The sequence below is a fragment of the Portibacter lacus genome, from assembly GCF_021533215.1.
Lineage (GTDB): Bacteria > Bacteroidota > Bacteroidia > Chitinophagales > Saprospiraceae > Portibacter > Portibacter lacus.
On the sequence record NZ_JAJNKA010000011.1, the window covers coordinates 1 to 17,575 of the forward strand.

General features: G+C 37.3%; 16 protein-coding genes and 1 tRNA gene. 6 read left to right on the top strand and 11 right to left on the bottom strand.

Annotation, left to right across the window (positions count from 1 at the left end):
- Positions 1-164: 164 nt before the first annotated feature.
- The 4 genes from L2586_RS17200 to L2586_RS17215 all read right to left on the bottom strand — a co-directional run bounded on the left by L2586_RS17200 (position 165) and on the right by L2586_RS17215 (position 5,811).
- Positions 165-1,127 carry an acetyl-CoA carboxylase carboxyltransferase subunit alpha gene (locus L2586_RS17200; RefSeq protein WP_235294173.1) on the bottom strand — a complete coding sequence of 321 codons (963 nt, stop codon included), beginning with the start codon at positions 1,125-1,127 and terminating at the stop codon, positions 165-167.
- Positions 1,128-1,352: 225 nt separating this feature from the next.
- Positions 1,353-1,426, bottom strand: a tRNA-Asp gene (locus tag L2586_RS17205).
- 431 nt (positions 1,427-1,857) lie between these two features.
- Positions 1,858-4,230 carry a S9 family peptidase gene (locus L2586_RS17210; protein ID WP_235294174.1) on the bottom strand — a complete coding sequence of 791 codons (2,373 nt, stop codon included), beginning with the start codon at positions 4,228-4,230 and terminating at the stop codon, positions 1,858-1,860.
- 291 nt (positions 4,231-4,521) lie between these two features.
- On the bottom strand, positions 4,522-5,811 hold the full coding sequence (locus tag L2586_RS17215) for a cellulase family glycosylhydrolase (RefSeq protein ID WP_235294175.1): 1,290 nt from the start codon (positions 5,809-5,811) through the stop codon (positions 4,522-4,524).
- A gap of 142 nt (positions 5,812-5,953) precedes the next feature.
- Between L2586_RS17215 and L2586_RS17220 the strand changes: the two genes are divergently transcribed.
- From L2586_RS17220 to L2586_RS17235, 4 genes are all read left to right on the top strand, one after another.
- Positions 5,954-6,376, top strand: a complete 423-nt coding sequence (locus tag L2586_RS17220; protein ID WP_235294176.1) for a DUF1330 domain-containing protein — start codon at positions 5,954-5,956, stop codon at positions 6,374-6,376.
- Positions 6,377-6,436: 60 nt separating this feature from the next.
- Positions 6,437-7,003 carry a hypothetical protein gene (locus L2586_RS17225; RefSeq protein ID WP_235294177.1) on the top strand — a complete coding sequence of 189 codons (567 nt, stop codon included), beginning with the start codon at positions 6,437-6,439 and terminating at the stop codon, positions 7,001-7,003.
- A gap of 139 nt (positions 7,004-7,142) precedes the next feature.
- On the top strand, positions 7,143-8,072 hold the full coding sequence (locus tag L2586_RS17230) for a YHYH protein (RefSeq protein ID WP_235294178.1): 930 nt from the start codon (positions 7,143-7,145) through the stop codon (positions 8,070-8,072).
- A gap of 272 nt (positions 8,073-8,344) precedes the next feature.
- The gene (locus L2586_RS17235; protein WP_235294179.1) at positions 8,345-10,006 is read left to right on the top strand and encodes a solute:sodium symporter family transporter; all 1,662 of its coding nucleotides are present in this window, start codon (positions 8,345-8,347) and stop codon (positions 10,004-10,006) included.
- 53 nt (positions 10,007-10,059) lie between these two features.
- Here the strand turns inward: L2586_RS17235 and L2586_RS17240 are convergent, their stop codons facing one another.
- The 6 genes from L2586_RS17240 to L2586_RS17265 are packed head-to-tail and all read right to left on the bottom strand — an operon-like array spanning position 10,060 to position 15,110.
- A complete protein-coding gene (locus L2586_RS17240) occupies positions 10,060-10,395 on the bottom strand; it encodes an L-rhamnose mutarotase (RefSeq protein WP_235294180.1) in 336 nt (111 codons plus the stop codon).
- A 22-nt stretch (positions 10,396-10,417) separates the two neighbouring features.
- Positions 10,418-11,200: an L-fucose dehydrogenase gene (locus L2586_RS17245; RefSeq protein ID WP_235294181.1), complete on the bottom strand. Its 783-nt coding sequence runs from the start codon at positions 11,198-11,200 to the stop codon at positions 10,418-10,420.
- Between the two features lie 36 nt (positions 11,201-11,236).
- Positions 11,237-12,061, bottom strand: a complete 825-nt coding sequence (locus tag L2586_RS17250; RefSeq protein ID WP_235294182.1) for an amidohydrolase family protein — start codon at positions 12,059-12,061, stop codon at positions 11,237-11,239.
- Between the two features lie 6 nt (positions 12,062-12,067).
- The gene (locus tag L2586_RS17255) at positions 12,068-12,928 is read right to left on the bottom strand and encodes a fumarylacetoacetate hydrolase family protein (RefSeq protein WP_235294183.1); all 861 of its coding nucleotides are present in this window, start codon (positions 12,926-12,928) and stop codon (positions 12,068-12,070) included.
- 55 nt (positions 12,929-12,983) lie between these two features.
- On the bottom strand, positions 12,984-13,763 hold the full coding sequence (locus L2586_RS17260) for an SDR family NAD(P)-dependent oxidoreductase (RefSeq protein WP_235294184.1): 780 nt from the start codon (positions 13,761-13,763) through the stop codon (positions 12,984-12,986).
- A gap of 27 nt (positions 13,764-13,790) precedes the next feature.
- Positions 13,791-15,110 carry an L-fuconate dehydratase gene (locus L2586_RS17265; protein WP_235294185.1) on the bottom strand — a complete coding sequence of 440 codons (1,320 nt, stop codon included), beginning with the start codon at positions 15,108-15,110 and terminating at the stop codon, positions 13,791-13,793.
- A 231-nt stretch (positions 15,111-15,341) separates the two neighbouring features.
- Between L2586_RS17265 and L2586_RS17270 the strand changes: the two genes are divergently transcribed.
- Positions 15,342-16,196 carry an AraC family transcriptional regulator gene (locus L2586_RS17270; protein ID WP_235294186.1) on the top strand — a complete coding sequence of 285 codons (855 nt, stop codon included), beginning with the start codon at positions 15,342-15,344 and terminating at the stop codon, positions 16,194-16,196.
- 37 nt (positions 16,197-16,233) lie between these two features.
- On the opposite strand, the gene L2586_RS17275 is transcribed toward L2586_RS17270, so the two are convergent.
- Positions 16,234-16,584 (bottom strand): rhodanese-like domain-containing protein, encoded by a 351-nt coding sequence (locus L2586_RS17275; RefSeq protein ID WP_235294187.1) that lies wholly within the window; start codon positions 16,582-16,584, stop codon positions 16,234-16,236.
- A 409-nt stretch (positions 16,585-16,993) separates the two neighbouring features.
- Here L2586_RS17275 and tnpA point away from each other — a divergent pair, with 409 nt between their 5' ends.
- Positions 16,994-17,464: an IS200/IS605 family transposase gene (gene tnpA / locus L2586_RS17280; protein ID WP_235294188.1), complete on the top strand. Its 471-nt coding sequence runs from the start codon at positions 16,994-16,996 to the stop codon at positions 17,462-17,464.
- Positions 17,465-17,575 lie beyond the last annotated feature (111 nt).

Genomic DNA, 17,575 nt, shown 5'->3' on the forward strand with positions numbered 1-17,575 from the left:
ATTTGAAAATAAATTATGTAACTTTAAGAAAAAACAACCTAAAACACAGGTAATATAAAGTAGTTTAAAAGTAACTATACTTTAAAGATTTTATTTAAACCCGGTCAACGTTATTCAGGCATATACACACTATCCACTATCCACTATCCACTATCCACTATCCACTAATCCTCCCCCATCACATCATATTGACCCATTTTCGAATACTTATCGATTCTAATGTCAATTCGTGTTTCAGGATCTAACTCAGATAATGATGCTACTTCCTTCTTGATATGAGCTTTAAGCATTTTGGCCATTTTCTCATGATCAGTATGAGCACCACCTGCTGGTTCTTTGACGATTTCATCAATTAAACCAAAGTTCAACATATGATCAGCTGTAAGTTTAAGTGCTTCAGCAGCTTGTTCTTTATAATCCCAACTTCTCCAAAGAATCGTTGAACAATTTTCAGGAGAAATTACTGAAAACCAAGTATTCTCAAGCATGAAAGTCTTATCTCCGAGACCAATTCCTAATGCTCCACCACTTGCTCCTTCACCGATAACATAGCAAAGAACAGGAACTTTAAGTTGGGCCATTTCCATTAAATTCTTGGCAATAGCTTCCGCTTGACCTCTTTCTTCGGCTTCTAAACCAGGATATGCACCAGGAGTATCAATCAGACAAACGATAGGAAGATTAAACCTTTCAGCCATTTTCATCAAACGGAGTGCTTTTCGATAGCCTTCAGGATTCGCCATTCCAAAATTACGGTACTGTCTCATCTTGGTGTTCACACCTTTCTGATGACCGATAATCATGACACTGGTTCCGTCTAATCGACCGATTCCGCCTACGATAGCTTTATCGTCAGCATAGTTTCTGTCACCGTGTAGCTCTACAAACTTACTACACATATGTTCTATGTAATGTAGTGTGTAGGGGCGTTCAGGATGTCGAGACAACTGCACCTTTTGCCAACCCGTAAGATTTCCGTAGATTTCTTTGGTTTTGGCTTTTATTTTATGTTCTAGCTCTTTTACCTTGTCAGATACATCAATATCTCCTTCTTCACCAACAGCTATAATCTTGTTTAGCTGTTCATACAGGCTTTCGAGCGGCTTTTCAAATTCTAAAAATACCATATTAAGAATTAAATCATTCAGTAACAATGGATGATAATTGCGGCGTAAATTTAACAATTAATAACAATTTAACGAATAAGGTTTTCAAAGTATCAGAAAAGTGGTGTAAATTAGGGGACGGATATCGTGAATGATAAGTCTTTTTCAATATTAGTTTTGCTTATGAACAAATGATTTCATTAAACACAAAAAGCTCCAATCAAATTAATGATTGAAGCTTAGTTGCGGTCTGGACGGGACTCGAACCCGCGACCCCCTGCGTGACAGGCAGGTATTCTAACCAGCTGAACTACCAGACCTTGGTTATTTTTCTTTAAATTATTTCTTTTTATAGTACTTGATTCTTTTATCGAATACCTGGCTTTCGCGCCTCCACAAGCCATTGTTTGTGGTTTACAATCTAAAAAGTGAAATCTTTCATTTTTTTCCTTCGGAACGATTGCTCATCTAACCAGCTGAACTACCAGACCTTGGTTATTTTTCTTTGTTTTGTTTTTGGGACAAACATGCCATTCATTAACAGCGACTGCAAAAGTATAAAACCAAACGATATTTCACATATTTTTCTTCATTTTTTTTAAATAAAATTTATTTTATTCTACTTCGCTCGATTATTTATTTAAAATATGAAAAAAACTGATTTATAATCATTTAATTTCTTGTTGTTTATGCCATTAACATGTTTTTCAGTTTTATAAATTAATTATATGGTGGAAGGGAATTAATTTTCTTAATTTTTCAAATTCTCCTCGAACAACTCAAATATTCTCCGATATTCATCTGCCCAACTGCTAGCATGTTGAAACCCATGCCCTTCCATTGGGAAGATCGCGACATCCCAATTTTTCTTACCCAATTCTATTAACCGTTGTGATAACCGAACCACATCTTGAAATTGTACGTTTCGATCGACCATACCATGCAACATGACCAAATTCCCCGCATTAAAATTATCTGCAAAATAAATAGGACTACTTTTTTTGTAAGCCTCAGGATCCATGACTGGTGTATTCAGAATATTAGAGGTATAGCCATGATTATAGTGCGCCCAGTCCGTTACAGATCGTAATGCCGCTCCACTATTGAAAACATCGTTGTGGTTAAACATCGCAAAGATGCTTATAAATCCTCCATAAGAACCTCCATAGATTCCTATCTTATCTTTGTCCACTCCTAGTTTCTCCACTAAATATTTCGCGCCATCCACTTGATCGGAAAGATCTTTTCCTCCCATATGTCTATAGATCGCTGTTCTCCAATCTCGCCCATATCCAGCACTTCCCCGGTAATCGATGTCTAAGACCGTATATCCATTGTCAGCTAACAGATTATGGAACATGTATTCTCGATAATAACTTGACCACCAAGAATGCACATTTTGCAAGTAACCCGCTCCGTGAACGAAAATTACTGCCGGCTTTCCATTGCTTACACCTTTAGGTTTATATAGTCTAGCAGGAACTGAAGTGCCATCTGCCGCTTTAAAAGTTACCAACTCAGGATCCCTCCATTGGTAATTATCAAATGCCTCAGAGGTAGATTTAGTAATTCTCTTGGCTTCCGCACCTGCTTGATTGGGCATGGTGTACAATTCCCATGGTTTATTTGAATAAGAATACCTCAAAACGATGTTTTTCTCATCTGGAGAAAGGGAAACGTCATTGTTGCCAGGCATAGAAGTAATCTTCGTCCTTTTTCCTCCTTCAACTTTCATTTTATAGAAATGCTGCTCAGCTGGACCTACCTCATTTGACGTAAAGTAGAAATGACGCTTGTCATTCGAAAGTGAAGCATCTAAAATTTCAAACTTACCTTTCGTTAATTGCTTTTTCTTTTTAGTCGCTGTATTGTAAGAATATAAGTGGGAATATCCAGTCTCTTCAGATTGAAACCACAAAGTGACACCATCCGCTAACCAGCCCATATTCCCTGTTGTGAAATTCCAACTTTCGATCCCAGGCCCACCGATCCACGCTTGATCTCTCTGGTGATCTATAAGAGATAATGCTGCAGATTCCAGATCAAGTGACATAATCCATCTGTCTTTATTGTCCATAGATCTCGCTACAACTACCGCTTTACTTCCATCGCTATTGTACACTGGCCCATTGATAATGACTGCTCTTGGCTTTTTAAATTGATCATTAAAAGCACTATCTTTTTCAACATAATTCTTGAGATATTCAGGCTTATCATAAATGCCAGGGAAATCTTTTGTATCTATGATGTGGAAGGTATCTTTTTCAATATTGTAAATTCCAAAATCATAAGAATTCTCAGGACTCCCAACTTTAACTCGGGATCGTAAATCTTCAACATACCCAGAGGTTGTCACGAAGTCAGGAACCTTTGTGCCAGTCGGATTTGCATTTTTAGTAAGTCTATAAGTGACGTATTTTCCATTTGGATTGACTGTGATTTGGCTTACATTCTTTCCTTCTAGATAGATCGTTTTAGGTCTATTCGGAGATTGTAATTCTCTACTTGCTTTCCTTGCATCAGAAACTTTTTCCTCATATTTTAATATCTCAAAGTGCTCTAATTGGTCATCCTCTAACCACTGCTCTTGATCGTTTAGCTTTTTGTCCTTTCTTTCGCTTCCCGTTTTGAAATCGGTTAACTGAGTGATACTTCCATTTTTACTATCCCAAGCATATGCATTGTTCTGGAAATTATAATAGATTTTGCTTCCATCCGCCGAAAACTGTGGACTACTTTCAGAATCAAGCGTATTGGTTATTTGAGTTTTTATCTTAGTTGCCAGATCATAAGTGAACAAATCACCATCTTTACTATATAAAATGGCTGTTCTATCCTTGTTGTATGAGTAATATGGAGAAATTAAATCCATTTGCTCTTCTTCAGAAACCTTGACGGTATCCCTGCCATTAATATCGGTTTTATACAAGGAGCTCATCAATTCATTGTTAGGATTCCAATAAAAGTAAATGTCTTGGCTATTAATGTCCCAGTAAGGATTACTAGGTTGTTCTCCGATAAATTCGTTCCCTTTCATTATCTCTTGAAGGTTCAGAGTGGAAAGATTCTGAGCAGAAATCGAAAGCGTTAATAAGATGGCCAATAAAGTAAATTGTAATTTCATTTCGAAGTTTTAAGATGTAGTAATGAAAGCAAGCTTAAAGTTAAAAGACTTTACTTAATGTTTGCAGTAAAATTGGCGCAGGCTTTTTAAGAATTCTAATAATTTCACATTGAACAATATTCCTTTCCTGATGTCGACTACAAAGAAAATGCGTCATTCATAAAACCAATGATTCATATTTTAGTCATAAGACCTATGAGAAAGAGAAGAACTATATTGAATAAGATTTTACTATGTTGTCTAATTTCTGATGACATAGAGAGCAGCGATAGAAGCGCTAATGATTGGCAATTAAAATTTTACAAAACGCTTTACTTCTGAACCAACTTTTAGAAAATAAATCCCACTTGGAAATCCGCTAAGATTGATACTTTTTTCCTTCTCAAAGTTATTTCCCAAACTCAAGAGTAGTGTCCCTTCAGGATTGTAAATCTGAATATCAGCGTTGAGTAATTTCCGAACTTCAGCTTTAATCTCTAATACATCTCTAACTGGATTCGGATAAATGGTGATCTCACTTTTTAAATATTGCTCAGAAACAATAGTCGAGCAACCACTATCTGTATTCAGATATGCACTTTTAGAAGGTGGATTAGTACCCAGCCCATACAGCGGATGATTGACGATACTTTCGCCAAAGACAGTCAGGTTCTCAAAGATTCCATCTTCAGTAACTTGTCTTAATCCGCAATTGTCCCGATCCCAACTCCAAGCCATCCACCCCATGTTGTACTCCGCACAAAGTTCTAGTAGATACTCATAGTCTAGCGTGTATTGACATTCGAACTGGTCATCTTGAAAATTGGCTAATTCTCCGATGACGAAAGGCAGTTTCGTAGCAGCAGCTTGTTCTATTAATGCACTCATTTCCTCGGGAGAATCCGCATAATCTTGCCAGTAGCTATGTGTAGAAAAAATGAGGTTTTTTAATGGATCTGCCATTGCCAAGTCAGGAGCCATATTCGCCAGGGACTTAAGATTGGTTCCACACTCAGATCCATCGATCATTAAAGGCACGGTGATTCCTCCATCCCTGATTTTTTGGATAACCGAAGTGTAAGTCGCTACAAATGCAGTTTCGCCACTTGCTACATCACCCGTCCAATTGATGTGCAAGGCTTCATTGAACAAATTCAAAATGATAGAATGCTTATATTCCTCAATCAATTCGACCACCCAATCTTGTAAATACCAATCCGCTAATGCAAGTAAAGCATCACCATCATTCTGGCAAGTCTGGTCATGTAATTCAATAATCGGAATCATACCATTACTAATACATGCTTCCAGTACTTCTCGCAATTTCAAAGGATCCTGATAAACCGTGTTCGGCGCTTCCGCTTGGGCATCTTCGAACCAGACGATTCGAACACAATTAGCGCCAGACTTTGCAATCTCATCGATGTGCAATTCAGCCGCACTATAACCCCAGTTAAATGGTGCGTAATTCACACCTCTTAAAATCAAAGTGTCTCCACACGGTCCGATGACGGCATCATCTGATGTATGAATCGTCTCCTGGCCGCTGATGTGGTTAAGACCGATGAAAATTAGAAATAGGAAGCAAATTCTTAGTCGCATTTTTCTCTTTTGTAATGGTTTAAAATAACGAAAATTCAATTCTGGTGCTCATCTTATCTATACCAAATGTAAAGGAATGTCTTTGCAGGTCGTCGAATTAAAGTTTTAAGGGAAATATTTATCTTGAGGGAAATTAGCATAAATGAAGAATTACATCGATGTGACTCCAGAAATGGGAAAGGCTTTCTACATGAAATACAATGATAAAGGAAAGGTGACCATGTTGAATTTATTAAGATTTAAGGAAGTAGCAGACTATGATGGGCTAGATGAGATTTCACCAGCGCAAAATATTTCGGGTAAAGAAGCCTATGATATATACATGGAAAAAACAATGCCTTTTCTGAATGCTGCAGGAAGTAAGGTGATCTATTACGGTGAAAGCCGTGATTTTATTATTGGGCCAGAAGATGAAAAATGGGATAGGGTCTTGCTCGTAGAGCACGAATCTGTTGCTAAGTTTATGGAATTTGCAAATAATAAGGCCTATCTAAAAATTGCTGGCCATCGAACGGCAGCTTTATCTGATTCCAGACTTTTGCCTTCCATACAAACAGAGAGGTAAGTTTTTTCGAAACCATAATCATTTCCTTTTGTATCTTATGAAATAAAATTGACAATAAAAATGACCACCTATCGGATACATAAGAATGATCGAAAATGGATGCTTATACTGACCAGTTTCCTATTTGTTTTTTATGTCAATGGGCAGAGAGACTTAGGGATCGAATCTATCGAAAGTCAACTTGATGAGATGAACTTAGCATTTGACATGCCAACCGAAAATGCTTTCAAATTTTCAAAACTTAGGAAGTCTGAATTTTTCGAGTACGATACCAGAATAAGAGCAAGATCTAACGAAATGGAAGTTCTGATTGCCCTTCATCCAGATGGCAAGGATTCTTTAACTACGCTTTTTCCTCACCTCGAATTTCAACGATTATTGGCCAATCTTAGTCCTAATGATGACGAGCAGAATATTATGGTTGTAGGATGGAGAGCACAAAAATTGAAAGAACGGAATGCAGATTGGGGCGCAGAAGCATACTTTAAGCCAAGAAAAGACATCTCCAATTTTCCGTATCTGAAACTCATAGGTTTTTATCGGGAAGGACAAGGCATGGTAGTGATGGCCTATTGTTTTGACAAGCCAGATATGGTCCCTCAGCTCATTAGTTTTCAAGAGGAGTAGTTCGATATTTCGAATAAAGAAACGTGGGCTTAAGTCCGAGATTAAGAAAGCTATTAATCGGAGAAGAATATAAAAAAATATTTATCGAAGCGAAGGATTTTCATTTTACCAATGTCTAATAGAAAATTAAACATAGGAAATGAAAAATAGCATAATTATTCTCTTAGCATTTGTAGTTATTGTATTCGCATCTTGCAAAACTAAAGGACATGTTCATCATTCAGAAATAGATAAGGATACTGATTTCACTAAGTCCTATACGCTTGTGGACGAGCAGTATGGAACAAAAACGAAAGTAAGTATCAAGGGAGAAAGTAGAATCATGGAAACGAATGCACTCCCGAATCACGAAACGGGTAGTTTCCCAAATTCACACAATCCAAATACAATTTCGGCACAAAAGCAGCGGTACACTTTCCCGACCAAGCCAGTATATACAGGTACACCCAAAATGGCTAAGGAGCCAGGCGTAGCATTGAATGGAGTGAAATTTGATCCAGGCACAGCTGAACGCGCTGAGTGTGAAAGTGGAGAAGTATATCGGATAGAAGCGATCCAAGATTTTGCTGATTTGGGACTAGATTTTAATAACGCTCATGTTCAGCCGACGGGAGCCTATCATTATCATGGTGTTTCTACGAATCTGGTTGACAAGTTTGACCAAGGTGGTGACTTAATTCATGTAGGATATGCGTTAGATGGATTTCGAATCATGTATTCTAAGAGTGGTGCCTATACACCTGGATATAAGCTGAGTACTGAGTTAAGACAAGGAAGTAATTGCACCTATAAAAATCCTCAAAATAGTATGGATATGGATCTAACTGGGACGAAGCCGGATGGTACGTTTACATCGGATTGGGTGTATGATAGTTCGATCGGAAACTTGGATGAATGTAATGGAATCGAAGTGGATGGAGAATATGTCTACCTGATTACTGAGTCCTATCCGTTTGTCAGCAGATGCTTAATGGGGGAGTTTGAAGAAGTAAAAAGAGGACCCGGTCCTGGCGGACAAAGACCAGGTGGGCAAGGTGGACCTCCGAGAAGGCCAGGTGGTAGAGGATGAAATTAAAAGATACTGAAAGAATTATAAGGAATAAGTTGTTTTGTCATGCTCGTACGCTTTTAATAGTGTGCGGGCTTTTTTAATTTTATGAGGGAGTATTCAGGATGATGGGAAAAGATATGTGAGAATTTTACTTCTTCTTGAATTATATTTTAATATTTTGGTTGTTTAATTGAATGCGAAAGATTAGATGGTTATAAAATAATAGAAAGTATATTATTCATATATTTTGTTTTAAAGCATTCTTTAACAAGAACAATAAACAAGAACAGATGCAATTAATTGCTTTTTTAGGATTTACGATTTTAGTAGCTGTAATAGCATATTGGTCTACACGGAACACGAACGAAAATTCTTCGGACGGTTACTTTTTAGGTGGAAGAAGTTTGACAGCAGGCGTAATTGCAGGATCTTTATTATTAACTAATCTTTCTACGGAACAGCTTATCGGCTTGAATGGTCAAGCTTATACTGAAGGTATTTTAGTAATGGCGTGGGAGACTTTAGCAGCTATTGCAATAGTCGTTACCGCCATATTTTTACTGCCGAGATATCTTAAAGGTGGACTGACGACGGTTCCACAATTTCTAGGAAATCGGTATGATAAAACAACGAAGACGATCACCTCAGCTTTGTTTCTTTCTGGTTATGTAGTGGTTTTATTGCCTATTGTTTTGTTTTCAGGTGCAGTTGCTTTTAGCTCGATGTTCGATCTACCAGCGGTATTAGGAATTACAAGAATGCAGTCTATCTGGATGTCCGTATGGGGAATAGGAATAGTAGGGTCTATCTATGCGGTATTTGGTGGGTTAAAAGCAGTAGCCGTTTCGGATACCGTTAATGCGGTAGGTCTATTGATCGGAGGAATAATGATACCATTTTTTGGACTAGCATATATAGGAGATGGGAGTGTAAGTGCTGGTTTTACAGAGTTAATGGCGGGAAATCCAGGTAAATTTAATTCCATAGGTGAAGCAACGGCTTCGGTTCCGTTCGCAACAATATTCACAGGAATGATGTTGGTTCAAGTTTTTTATTGGGGTACTAACCAAGCAATTATACAACGAGCATTAGCTGCGAAGAATTTAAAAGAAGGTCAGAAAGGATTGATTCTAGCTAGTTTTGTAAAGATTCTAGGTCCGTTAATATTGGTGATTCCAGGAATTATAGCTTTCCATATTTTTGGTGATTCTCTAGCAAAACCAGATGAAGCGTATCCGAGATTGGTAAGTCAAGTATTACCAGCATCGTTGGTTGGATTTTTTGCTGCAGTTTTATTTGGAGCGATATTGAGTTCGTTTAATAGTGCATTGAATAGTTCGGTAACGTTATTCGGTGTGGATATTTACAAGGAGTACTTTAATAAAGAAGCGACAGAGAAAACCGTTGTTAGAGCAGGGAAATTATTCGGTGTTTTCTTGGCTATTCTAGCCATGTTTATTGCACCTCTAATTGATAAAGCACCTGATGGACTTTTTGGGTATCTCCAAGAGGTTAATGGGTGTTATAGTATTCCGATCTTAACCATTATTGTGGTGGGTTACTTAACGAAAAGGGTTCCAGCAATTGCAGCTAAGATCGGACTTTTGTTAGGTGTGATTTTATATTCTATTAGTCAATTTATTTTGAATCCTTACTTTGTAGGAAAAGCAGTGGCTACAGCTGAAGCCGCTGGAATTACTGGAAGTGATCTGGACATTATTAAAGCAGATGCTTACCCTCATTTCTTACATGTAATGGCTATTTTATTTGTATTGAATGTGATCATTATGTTGATTATTGGGAAAATCAAACCTAGAACTGAAGAGTTCAAATTAGAATATACAGAGCAAGTAGATATTACGCCTTGGAAATATGTGAAGCAATTTGGGATTGCAATCTGTATTATTGTAGTGTTTATATATGTATACTTCTCACCTTTAGTGACGGGATAGAGTAAGCATAATTAATATAGAGCGGTTGATTTATCCTTCGAGTGGAATGGAGTTTATAATTGGAATATTTTATCCATGAGCAACCATTTTTCTCCTGGCTTGGCAAATGGTAGTGCTTGCTGATACTTCCACATGAGCTCTTCCCATTCAGCAACTTTAGGGTTCTCTGCATCCATCGCTGCTTTCTTTTCAAATGTAAATGTTTCATTGACCGTCATAATCATGAATAAGCGATTGCCTACGCAGTAAATTTCTAAGTCTTCTACTCCTGCTTCCGCAAAACTTCCTGTAATCTCAGGCCATACTTTTTCGTGATACTTTTTGTACTCTTGAATAAGTTTTTCATCATCCTTTAAGTCCAGTGCGTAGTAGTATTTCTTTAAGCTCATTTGCTATGTTTTATTGGTTGATTTAGGTGATAGATCTATCTAAATGAGTGTAACCACCATCTACAAAGATTAATTGGCCGGTTGTATGACTAGATTTGCTAGACAGCAAGAATGCAACCGTATCTGCAATTTCTGCTGCAGTAGTCATTCTGTTTTCAAGTGGAATGTTTCGAGTAATATCTGCAAGTTTTTCTACAGGATTGTCAAATGTTTTAATCCACCTAGAATACAACGGTGTAAAGCACTCTGCCACAATAACTGCATTAACTCTAATACTATAAGGTAGCAATTCCACAGCCCATTCTCTTGTTAAGGCATTTCTTCCACCATTAGATGCTGCGTAGCCAGATGTGCCACCTTGACCCGTAAAAGAAGTCTTAGATCCAATATTTACAATCGAACCTTTGTTTTTCTTCAAGTAAGGAAGTGAAAGTTGAGCCATTAAATAATAGTGGGCAACATTCCGCTGAATAGAGCGCATGAAGTCGTCATAATTTCCATGTTCTAGACCTACACCATCGTTAACTCCTGCATTATTGACCAAGCCATCTATTCTACCGAATGCTTTCACCACGCTTTCGATTGCCGACTTGCACTGTTCTGGATCTGTTAATTCAGCCAAAGCGAAGGAAGCTTTTCCTCCTTGATCTTTAATGGTATTCACCGCTTTGAGGACATCGACTTCTTTCCTTCCTACAATAAATGGAATTGCGCCTTCCGCTGCCAGGGATTGTGTAATTCCCCAGCCTATACCTTTTGAACCTCCTGTGACAACAATGACTTTATCTTTAAGATCTAAATCCATAATGCAATGTTTTTAATTTTTGAGAAATTCAAATTTCTATAAACGGTAGAACGCGCTAGCATTATCTCCCATAATTTTCCGCTGTTCGGTCTCTGAAAACTTAGAAATATAATCTGCTACAATATTCAGTTGCTCTCCATAATTCGCAGCTAGTAAACATACTGGCCAGTCCGAGCCATACATCACTCTCTCGACGCCAAATTCTGTCATGATGTGATCCAGAAACGGTTCAAAATCTTGTTTCGACCATATGAAACCAGAGGTTTCTGTCACCATTCCTGATATCTTACAGGACACATTCTGAAGTTCAGCTAGTTTTCGGATGTTGTTTTTCCACTCTTCGTCTATACCTTCCGAAATCTTCGGCTTAGCAATATGATCAAGTACAAATGACTGATTAGGAAATTGCATAGCCATTTCGATGGCCGCAGGAAGTTGGTGCGCAAAAACTAAGATATCATAAGTCAAACTAAACTCAGCCAATAAGCCGATGCCTCTTAATACGTCTGGTCGAATAAGAAAGTCGTCTGCTTCGCCTTGAGCAATGTGACGAATTCCTTTCAACAATGGATTTTCTGAAAAATGAGCAAGCCGGTCTCTGGTATTATCGGCACATAAGTCTATCCAACCAACAACACCTTTAATGAAGTTGTTTTCCTTAGCTAATTTAAGCAAAAAGGCAGTCTCGGTTTCGGACTGATCTGCTTGAACAGCAACACATCCATCAATCTTATTTTCTGCCAGGATGGGTTTCAAGTCACTAGGTAGAAAATCTCTTTGGATAACCTTCATCGAGTCATCAATCCAAGCATCTCGCACTGGATCGAATTTCCAAAAATGTTGATGAGCGTCTATTTTCACTTTGTATTAGCTTTTCTTAAATGGTACAACCTCTTGTCTTGAAACACCTAGACCTTCTATACCTAACTCCATTACATCTCCAGCTTTTAGATATTTAGGTGGATTGAAACCAAGTCCTACACCAGATGGTGTTCCTGTAGAAATGACATCTCCAGGTAGTAAAGTCATAAATTGACTTAGATAACTGATAACTTGGGGAATATTGAAAATAAAATCTGAAGTATTACTATCCTGTATTTTTTCTCCGTTCAATTTTAACCATAAATTTAAATTGTGCGGATCATTAATCTCTGATTTCGTCACCATATATGGTCCTAGTGGTGCAAAGGTATCACAACTTTTTCCTTTTACCCATTGACCTAAACGTTCTAACTGAAAAGCACGTTCGCTCACATCATTGTGCAACATATATCCAGCAACATAATCCATCGCTTCTTCCTCTGAAACATAAGATGTTTTTTTACTGATCACTACCGCTAATTCCACCTCCCAGTCAGATTTCAAACTGTCCTTAGGTAGCATAACAGCATCATTCGGTCCGATAATGGAAGACGTTGCTTTGAAAAAGATAACTGGTTCTGTAGGCACGTCCATACCACTTTCCGCAGCATGTTTCGCATAGTTTAACCCGATACAAACAATCTTAGAAGGTCTAGCCACAGGAGGTCCTAGTCTAACATCGCCAGAAACTACAGCGCAAGCGTCAGCATTGCTTCCTAACCATTTCTCTAGACGTTCTATTCCATTCGTTTCGAAGAACTTTTCATTGTAATCTTCACCGAAATTGGAAGTGTCTATTCGTTTGCCATCAGGTAATTCTACACCTGGTTTTTCTTGTCCTGTTTCTCCGAATCTTATTAATTTCATATTGATTATTTTAAGTACTCACGTTTATTGCTAGATCAAGCACTAACGTTATATTTTAATTGTTTAATTTGATAAATCCACCATCGATAGGGAAGTCAGTTCCTGTAACAAAAGAGGCTTCATCAGAACACAAGTAAACTGCTAAGTCAGCAATTTCTTGTGGTTTTCCCATTCTTCCGATGGGTTGAGTCTTTGATAAATTTTCAAACATTTCTTCTTCCTTTCCAGGATAATTCTTTGCGATGAAAGCATCCACAAACGGTGTATGCACTCTTGCTGGAGAAATACTATTACATCTAATATTATCACCAAGATAGTCCTTTGCGATAGAATATGTCATGGTTAGTACCGCTCCTTTTGTCATGCTATACGCGAATCGATCAGTGATACCCACAGTGGAAGCGATGGATGCCATATTGACAATAACTCCTTTCTTCTTTTCCTTGAAATAAGGGATTACAGCTTTTAGACAATTGAAAACACCTTTGATATTGACATTGTACATTCTGTCCATATCTTCTTCCGTCGTATTTTCGACGTTTCCCACGAATCCGATTCCAGCGTTATTAACTAGAATATCTATTCCGTTGTTGGCTTTGTTAATCTTTTCGAAAACTTCGTCCACATTGATTTTACTTGAAACATCACATCTGTAGAAGTATGCTGGGTTATGTTTTGCACTTAGTTCTGCGGCAACTTGTTTTCCAGCCTCTTCATTAAGATCTAGAATATTTACGATAGCACCCATTTCAGAAAATGATTCTGAGATGGCTTTTCCTATACCACTTCCGCCACCTGTAATAATTGCAACCTTGTTCTTTAAATTAAATTTCACACTTTGAATTTTATAAATGGAATAAAATTAATTTTTTAATTCTGCTTGCCAAATTTCACCTTGTGGATATTCGAATTGATCCATAGAATCTGCTTTCATTTCGATACTATATCCTGGCAAAGTAGGCATCATATAATGACCATTTTCGATCACCACTGGATCAATAAAATGTTCATGTAAGTGATCGACATACTCGATGATTCTATTTTCTAATGAACCAGTGATCACGATATAGTCGATCATCGATAAATGCTGAACATATTCACAGAGACCTACTCCACCCGCGTGAGGGCAAACAGGCACCTTGAATTTTGCTGCCATTAAAAGTATGGCTAATATTTCATTTACACCACCAACTCTGCAACTATCTATTTGACAAATTTCAATGGCGTTAGCTTGGAGTAATTGCTTAAACATCACACGGTTTTGGCAATGTTCTCCAGTAGCAACTTTTATCGGAGCAACAGCCCTTGCTATTTTAGCATGTCCGAGTATATCATCTGGGCTGGTTGGTTCCTCGATCCAGTAAGGATTGTACTTTGCTAGTGATGCCATATTTTCAATGGCTTCGTCTACATCCCACTTTTGATTAGCATCCATCATTAATCGGAGATCATCGCCGATCTCTTCTCGAATAATGCTGGCTCTTCTCATGTCATCTTCTAGATTCGAACCAACTTTCATTTTCATGTGTGTGAATCCTTCCTCTTTTGCAGCACGACACAGCTTTCTCATTTTTTCATCTGAGTACCCGAGCCAGCCTGCTGAAGTGGTGTAGGCGGGATATCCAGTAGTTTTTAATTCGTTGATTCGATCTTGCTTACTTGCCTCTTTTTCCTTTAGCATTGTCAAGGCCTCTTCTTTCGTAATCGCATCAGTGATGTAAGTGAAATCTATGCAGCTTACGAATTCTTCAGGCGTCATTTCTGATAATAATTGCCATAAAGGTTTGCCTTCTGCTTTGGCATATAAATCCCATACGGCATTGACCATCGCACCTGTCGCTAGGTGTATCACTCCTTTTTCTGGACCGAGCCAGCGTAATTGACTATCTCCAGTAATTGCTTTCCAGAAACCACCCATGTCACTTGCAATGTCATTCATTGACTTACCGACTACAAGGTGTCTCAGCGAATTTATAGCTGCTACACATAGTTCATTTCCTCTTCCGATGGTAAATGTTAAACCATGCCCTTCAAGGTTTTGAGGATGATTGGTTTTTAAAATGACGTATGCAGCAGAATAGTCAGGATCAGGATTCATGGCGTCTGATCCGTCTAATAGTTTGCTTGTAGGGAATCGAATGTCTCGTACCTCGATATCCGTTATGAGGAGATTAGATTGCATTAAAATACAGTTATTTAAGTTTAATAATCATTGTAAAAATAAATTGATTTTCACAGTCATGCTACCACTTAATTTACAATATATGATGTTTTCTTTGCCTTGTTGATTTAATTTAGCTTAGTTAATTGCATAATAATATTGGTCAATGTGTATTTTTAGGTCAATGTTTAACTCTGCTATTCAATTGAAAAAGCGGTTGATGAGCTGTTTTTTTAATTTTAAATAAGAAAGGTGAAGCCTAAATTATTAGAGCGAGGATCGGCACGAAGGGAAGCATTCGAAGTAAAAGAAAATAGTTATCCTAATTTCTTAAAGATATGGCATTACCATCCTGAGTTGGAATTAGTGGTGATTAAGAAGAGTACAGGAAATCTATTTGTTGGGGATAGTATACAGAAATTTCAACCTGGGGATGTTGTTCTTTTGGGTGAGAATTTACCGCATATGTGGTTAAATGATGAGGAATATTTTCAAGGGAGATCAGGGCTATTAGCAGAGGGTTATTCGATTCACTTTAGAGAGGATTTTTTGGGATTATCATTTTTGGAGTTGGGAAGTACTGAGCATTTTCTGACATTATTTAGAAATGCAAGAAGAGGAATTAGATTTAATGAGTTGTCGTTTCAGATTGCAGAGCGGATCAAGGAGTTGATCAATGAGAAGGAATCATTTAACAAATTGGTCAAGTGGTTAAATATTTTGCATTTGCTAGCGAAGCATCAGAATATCAGCTTGTTAACTAACGACGGTTATCAGCATTCTGCCATTTTAGAAGGAGCTGACAAAACGCATGAATTTATCTTTAAGAATTTTAATAAGTCTATACGACTGGCTGATGTTGCTAAAATTCAAGGAATGAATGAATCTGCATTTAGCAGATATTTTAAGAGGATTCATAGGAAGACATTTTCAAGGTACTTGATTGAATTAAGGGTAGGGTATGCTTGTAAATTGCTGGTGGAAAAGAAATCTAGCGTAAGTGCTATTTGTTACGAATCTGGTTTTAATAATCTGTCCAATTTCAATAAGCAATTCAAGAAAATCATGAATATGAATCCTACGGAATATGTACAGATGCATCAGTAATTTGAATATACGGAGGTAGAAGAAGATGCGAGCCTTTTTATGCTTTTTCTTGGATGTGATCTTTCACACCATCATCTAAGTGATATATTTCCTTAAAGCCCATATTTCGCATGAGTTGACATACACGAAGACTTCTTCGACTAGTTCTACAATAGATGTAGTAAGTTTTATTTTCTGGAAGCTTTTCGAGGTCGTCTGCTAAGGTTTTAGAAAGGTAGTCAAAATTGATCGCATCAGGTAGGTGCCAGAAGTCGTATTCTTGCTTCGTTCGAACATCTAAGCACAATGCATTCTCGTCTTTCTGATAACCTTGGACAAAATCTTCTAGAGAAAGATTGTTATGCATTCCTTTAATAAGTTGCCAGCGGGGAATATTACATTGCTCCATAATCGAATTTTATACCTACATCAAAAGTAATAGAAACTTATGAAATGGATCAATTTTTTTGTTTAAAGTCGTGTGAGAAGGTACAAAGCCGGTGCGCTGCACCTCAGAAAATACTTGATTTTATGTATTACAGACAAATTCGGTGCGCTGCACCTATGCTGAATAAAATTCTGGACTAAAGATTAATCAAATAATAAGGTCTGTAGGGCCGATATTGCCTGTAAGGTTGAATTTTAACAAAAGATCTGTAGGACCGGTATTGTTTGTAATATGTGTATTATGATAAAATTAAGGTGCATCGCACCTGCATTGTCTGTATGAATTAATAAAATATCCTTAGGACCGATATTGCCTTCTTTTATATATATTAGTAAAACCAAATGATAACATAGACCAAAGTATATTATTTATGGCAAATACATTCACCCAATTATATATACAACTAGTATTTTCTCCAAAAGGAAGAGAGAAATTGATTCCAAAGCTTTATAAAGAAGATGTTCATAAATATATAACCAGTATAGTTCAAGATGAAAATAGAAAACATAAACTTCTTGCTATAAATTGCATGCCTGATCACATTCATATATTTGTAGGACTTAATCCAGCACAAAGTATTTCAAACCTTGTTAGTGATATAAAAACAGCTTCTTCAAAGTTTATTAAAAAGCAACCATGGATGCATTTTAATTTTGAATGGCAGAAAGGATATGGTGCTTTTTCCTATTCTAAATCTCAGATTAGTAGTGTTGTCAAATATATAATGGATCAGGAAGAACATCACAAGCAGAAAACATTCAAGGAAGAGTACGTAGAGTTTTTGAGAAAATTTGAAATTGTTTATGATGAAAAGTACTTGTTTGAGTTTTATGAAACTTAATTCACAAGTCTAAAAATTACAAAGCCGGTGGACTGCACCTCAGAAAATACTTGATTTTATGTATTACAGACAAATTCGGTGCGCTGCACCTATGCTGAATAAAATTCTGGA

What these genes read in the sequence shown, in the direction of transcription:
- L2586_RS17200 (WP_235294173.1), bottom strand. Translation starts at nt 1,127, where the DNA reads ATGGTATTTTTAGAATTTGAAAAGCCGCTCGAAAGCCTGTATGAACAG.
- L2586_RS17210 (WP_235294174.1), bottom strand. Translation starts at nt 4,230, where the DNA reads ATGAAATTACAATTTACTTTATTGGCCATCTTATTAACGCTTTCGATT.
- L2586_RS17215 (WP_235294175.1), bottom strand. Translation starts at nt 5,811, where the DNA reads ATGCGACTAAGAATTTGCTTCCTATTTCTAATTTTCATCGGTCTTAAC.
- L2586_RS17220 (WP_235294176.1), top strand. Translation starts at nt 5,954, where the DNA reads ATGAAGAATTACATCGATGTGACTCCAGAAATGGGAAAGGCTTTCTAC.
- L2586_RS17225 (WP_235294177.1), top strand. Translation starts at nt 6,437, where the DNA reads ATGACCACCTATCGGATACATAAGAATGATCGAAAATGGATGCTTATA.
- L2586_RS17230 (WP_235294178.1), top strand. Translation starts at nt 7,143, where the DNA reads ATGAAAAATAGCATAATTATTCTCTTAGCATTTGTAGTTATTGTATTC.
- L2586_RS17235 (WP_235294179.1), top strand. Translation starts at nt 8,345, where the DNA reads ATGCAATTAATTGCTTTTTTAGGATTTACGATTTTAGTAGCTGTAATA.
- L2586_RS17240 (WP_235294180.1), bottom strand. Translation starts at nt 10,395, where the DNA reads ATGAGCTTAAAGAAATACTACTACGCACTGGACTTAAAGGATGATGAA.
- L2586_RS17245 (WP_235294181.1), bottom strand. Translation starts at nt 11,200, where the DNA reads ATGGATTTAGATCTTAAAGATAAAGTCATTGTTGTCACAGGAGGTTCA.
- L2586_RS17255 (WP_235294183.1), bottom strand. Translation starts at nt 12,928, where the DNA reads ATGAAATTAATAAGATTCGGAGAAACAGGACAAGAAAAACCAGGTGTA.
- L2586_RS17265 (WP_235294185.1), bottom strand. Translation starts at nt 15,110, where the DNA reads ATGCAATCTAATCTCCTCATAACGGATATCGAGGTACGAGACATTCGA.
- L2586_RS17275 (WP_235294187.1), bottom strand. Translation starts at nt 16,584, where the DNA reads ATGGAGCAATGTAATATTCCCCGCTGGCAACTTATTAAAGGAATGCAT.
- tnpA (WP_235294188.1), top strand. Translation starts at nt 16,994, where the DNA reads ATGGCAAATACATTCACCCAATTATATATACAACTAGTATTTTCTCCA.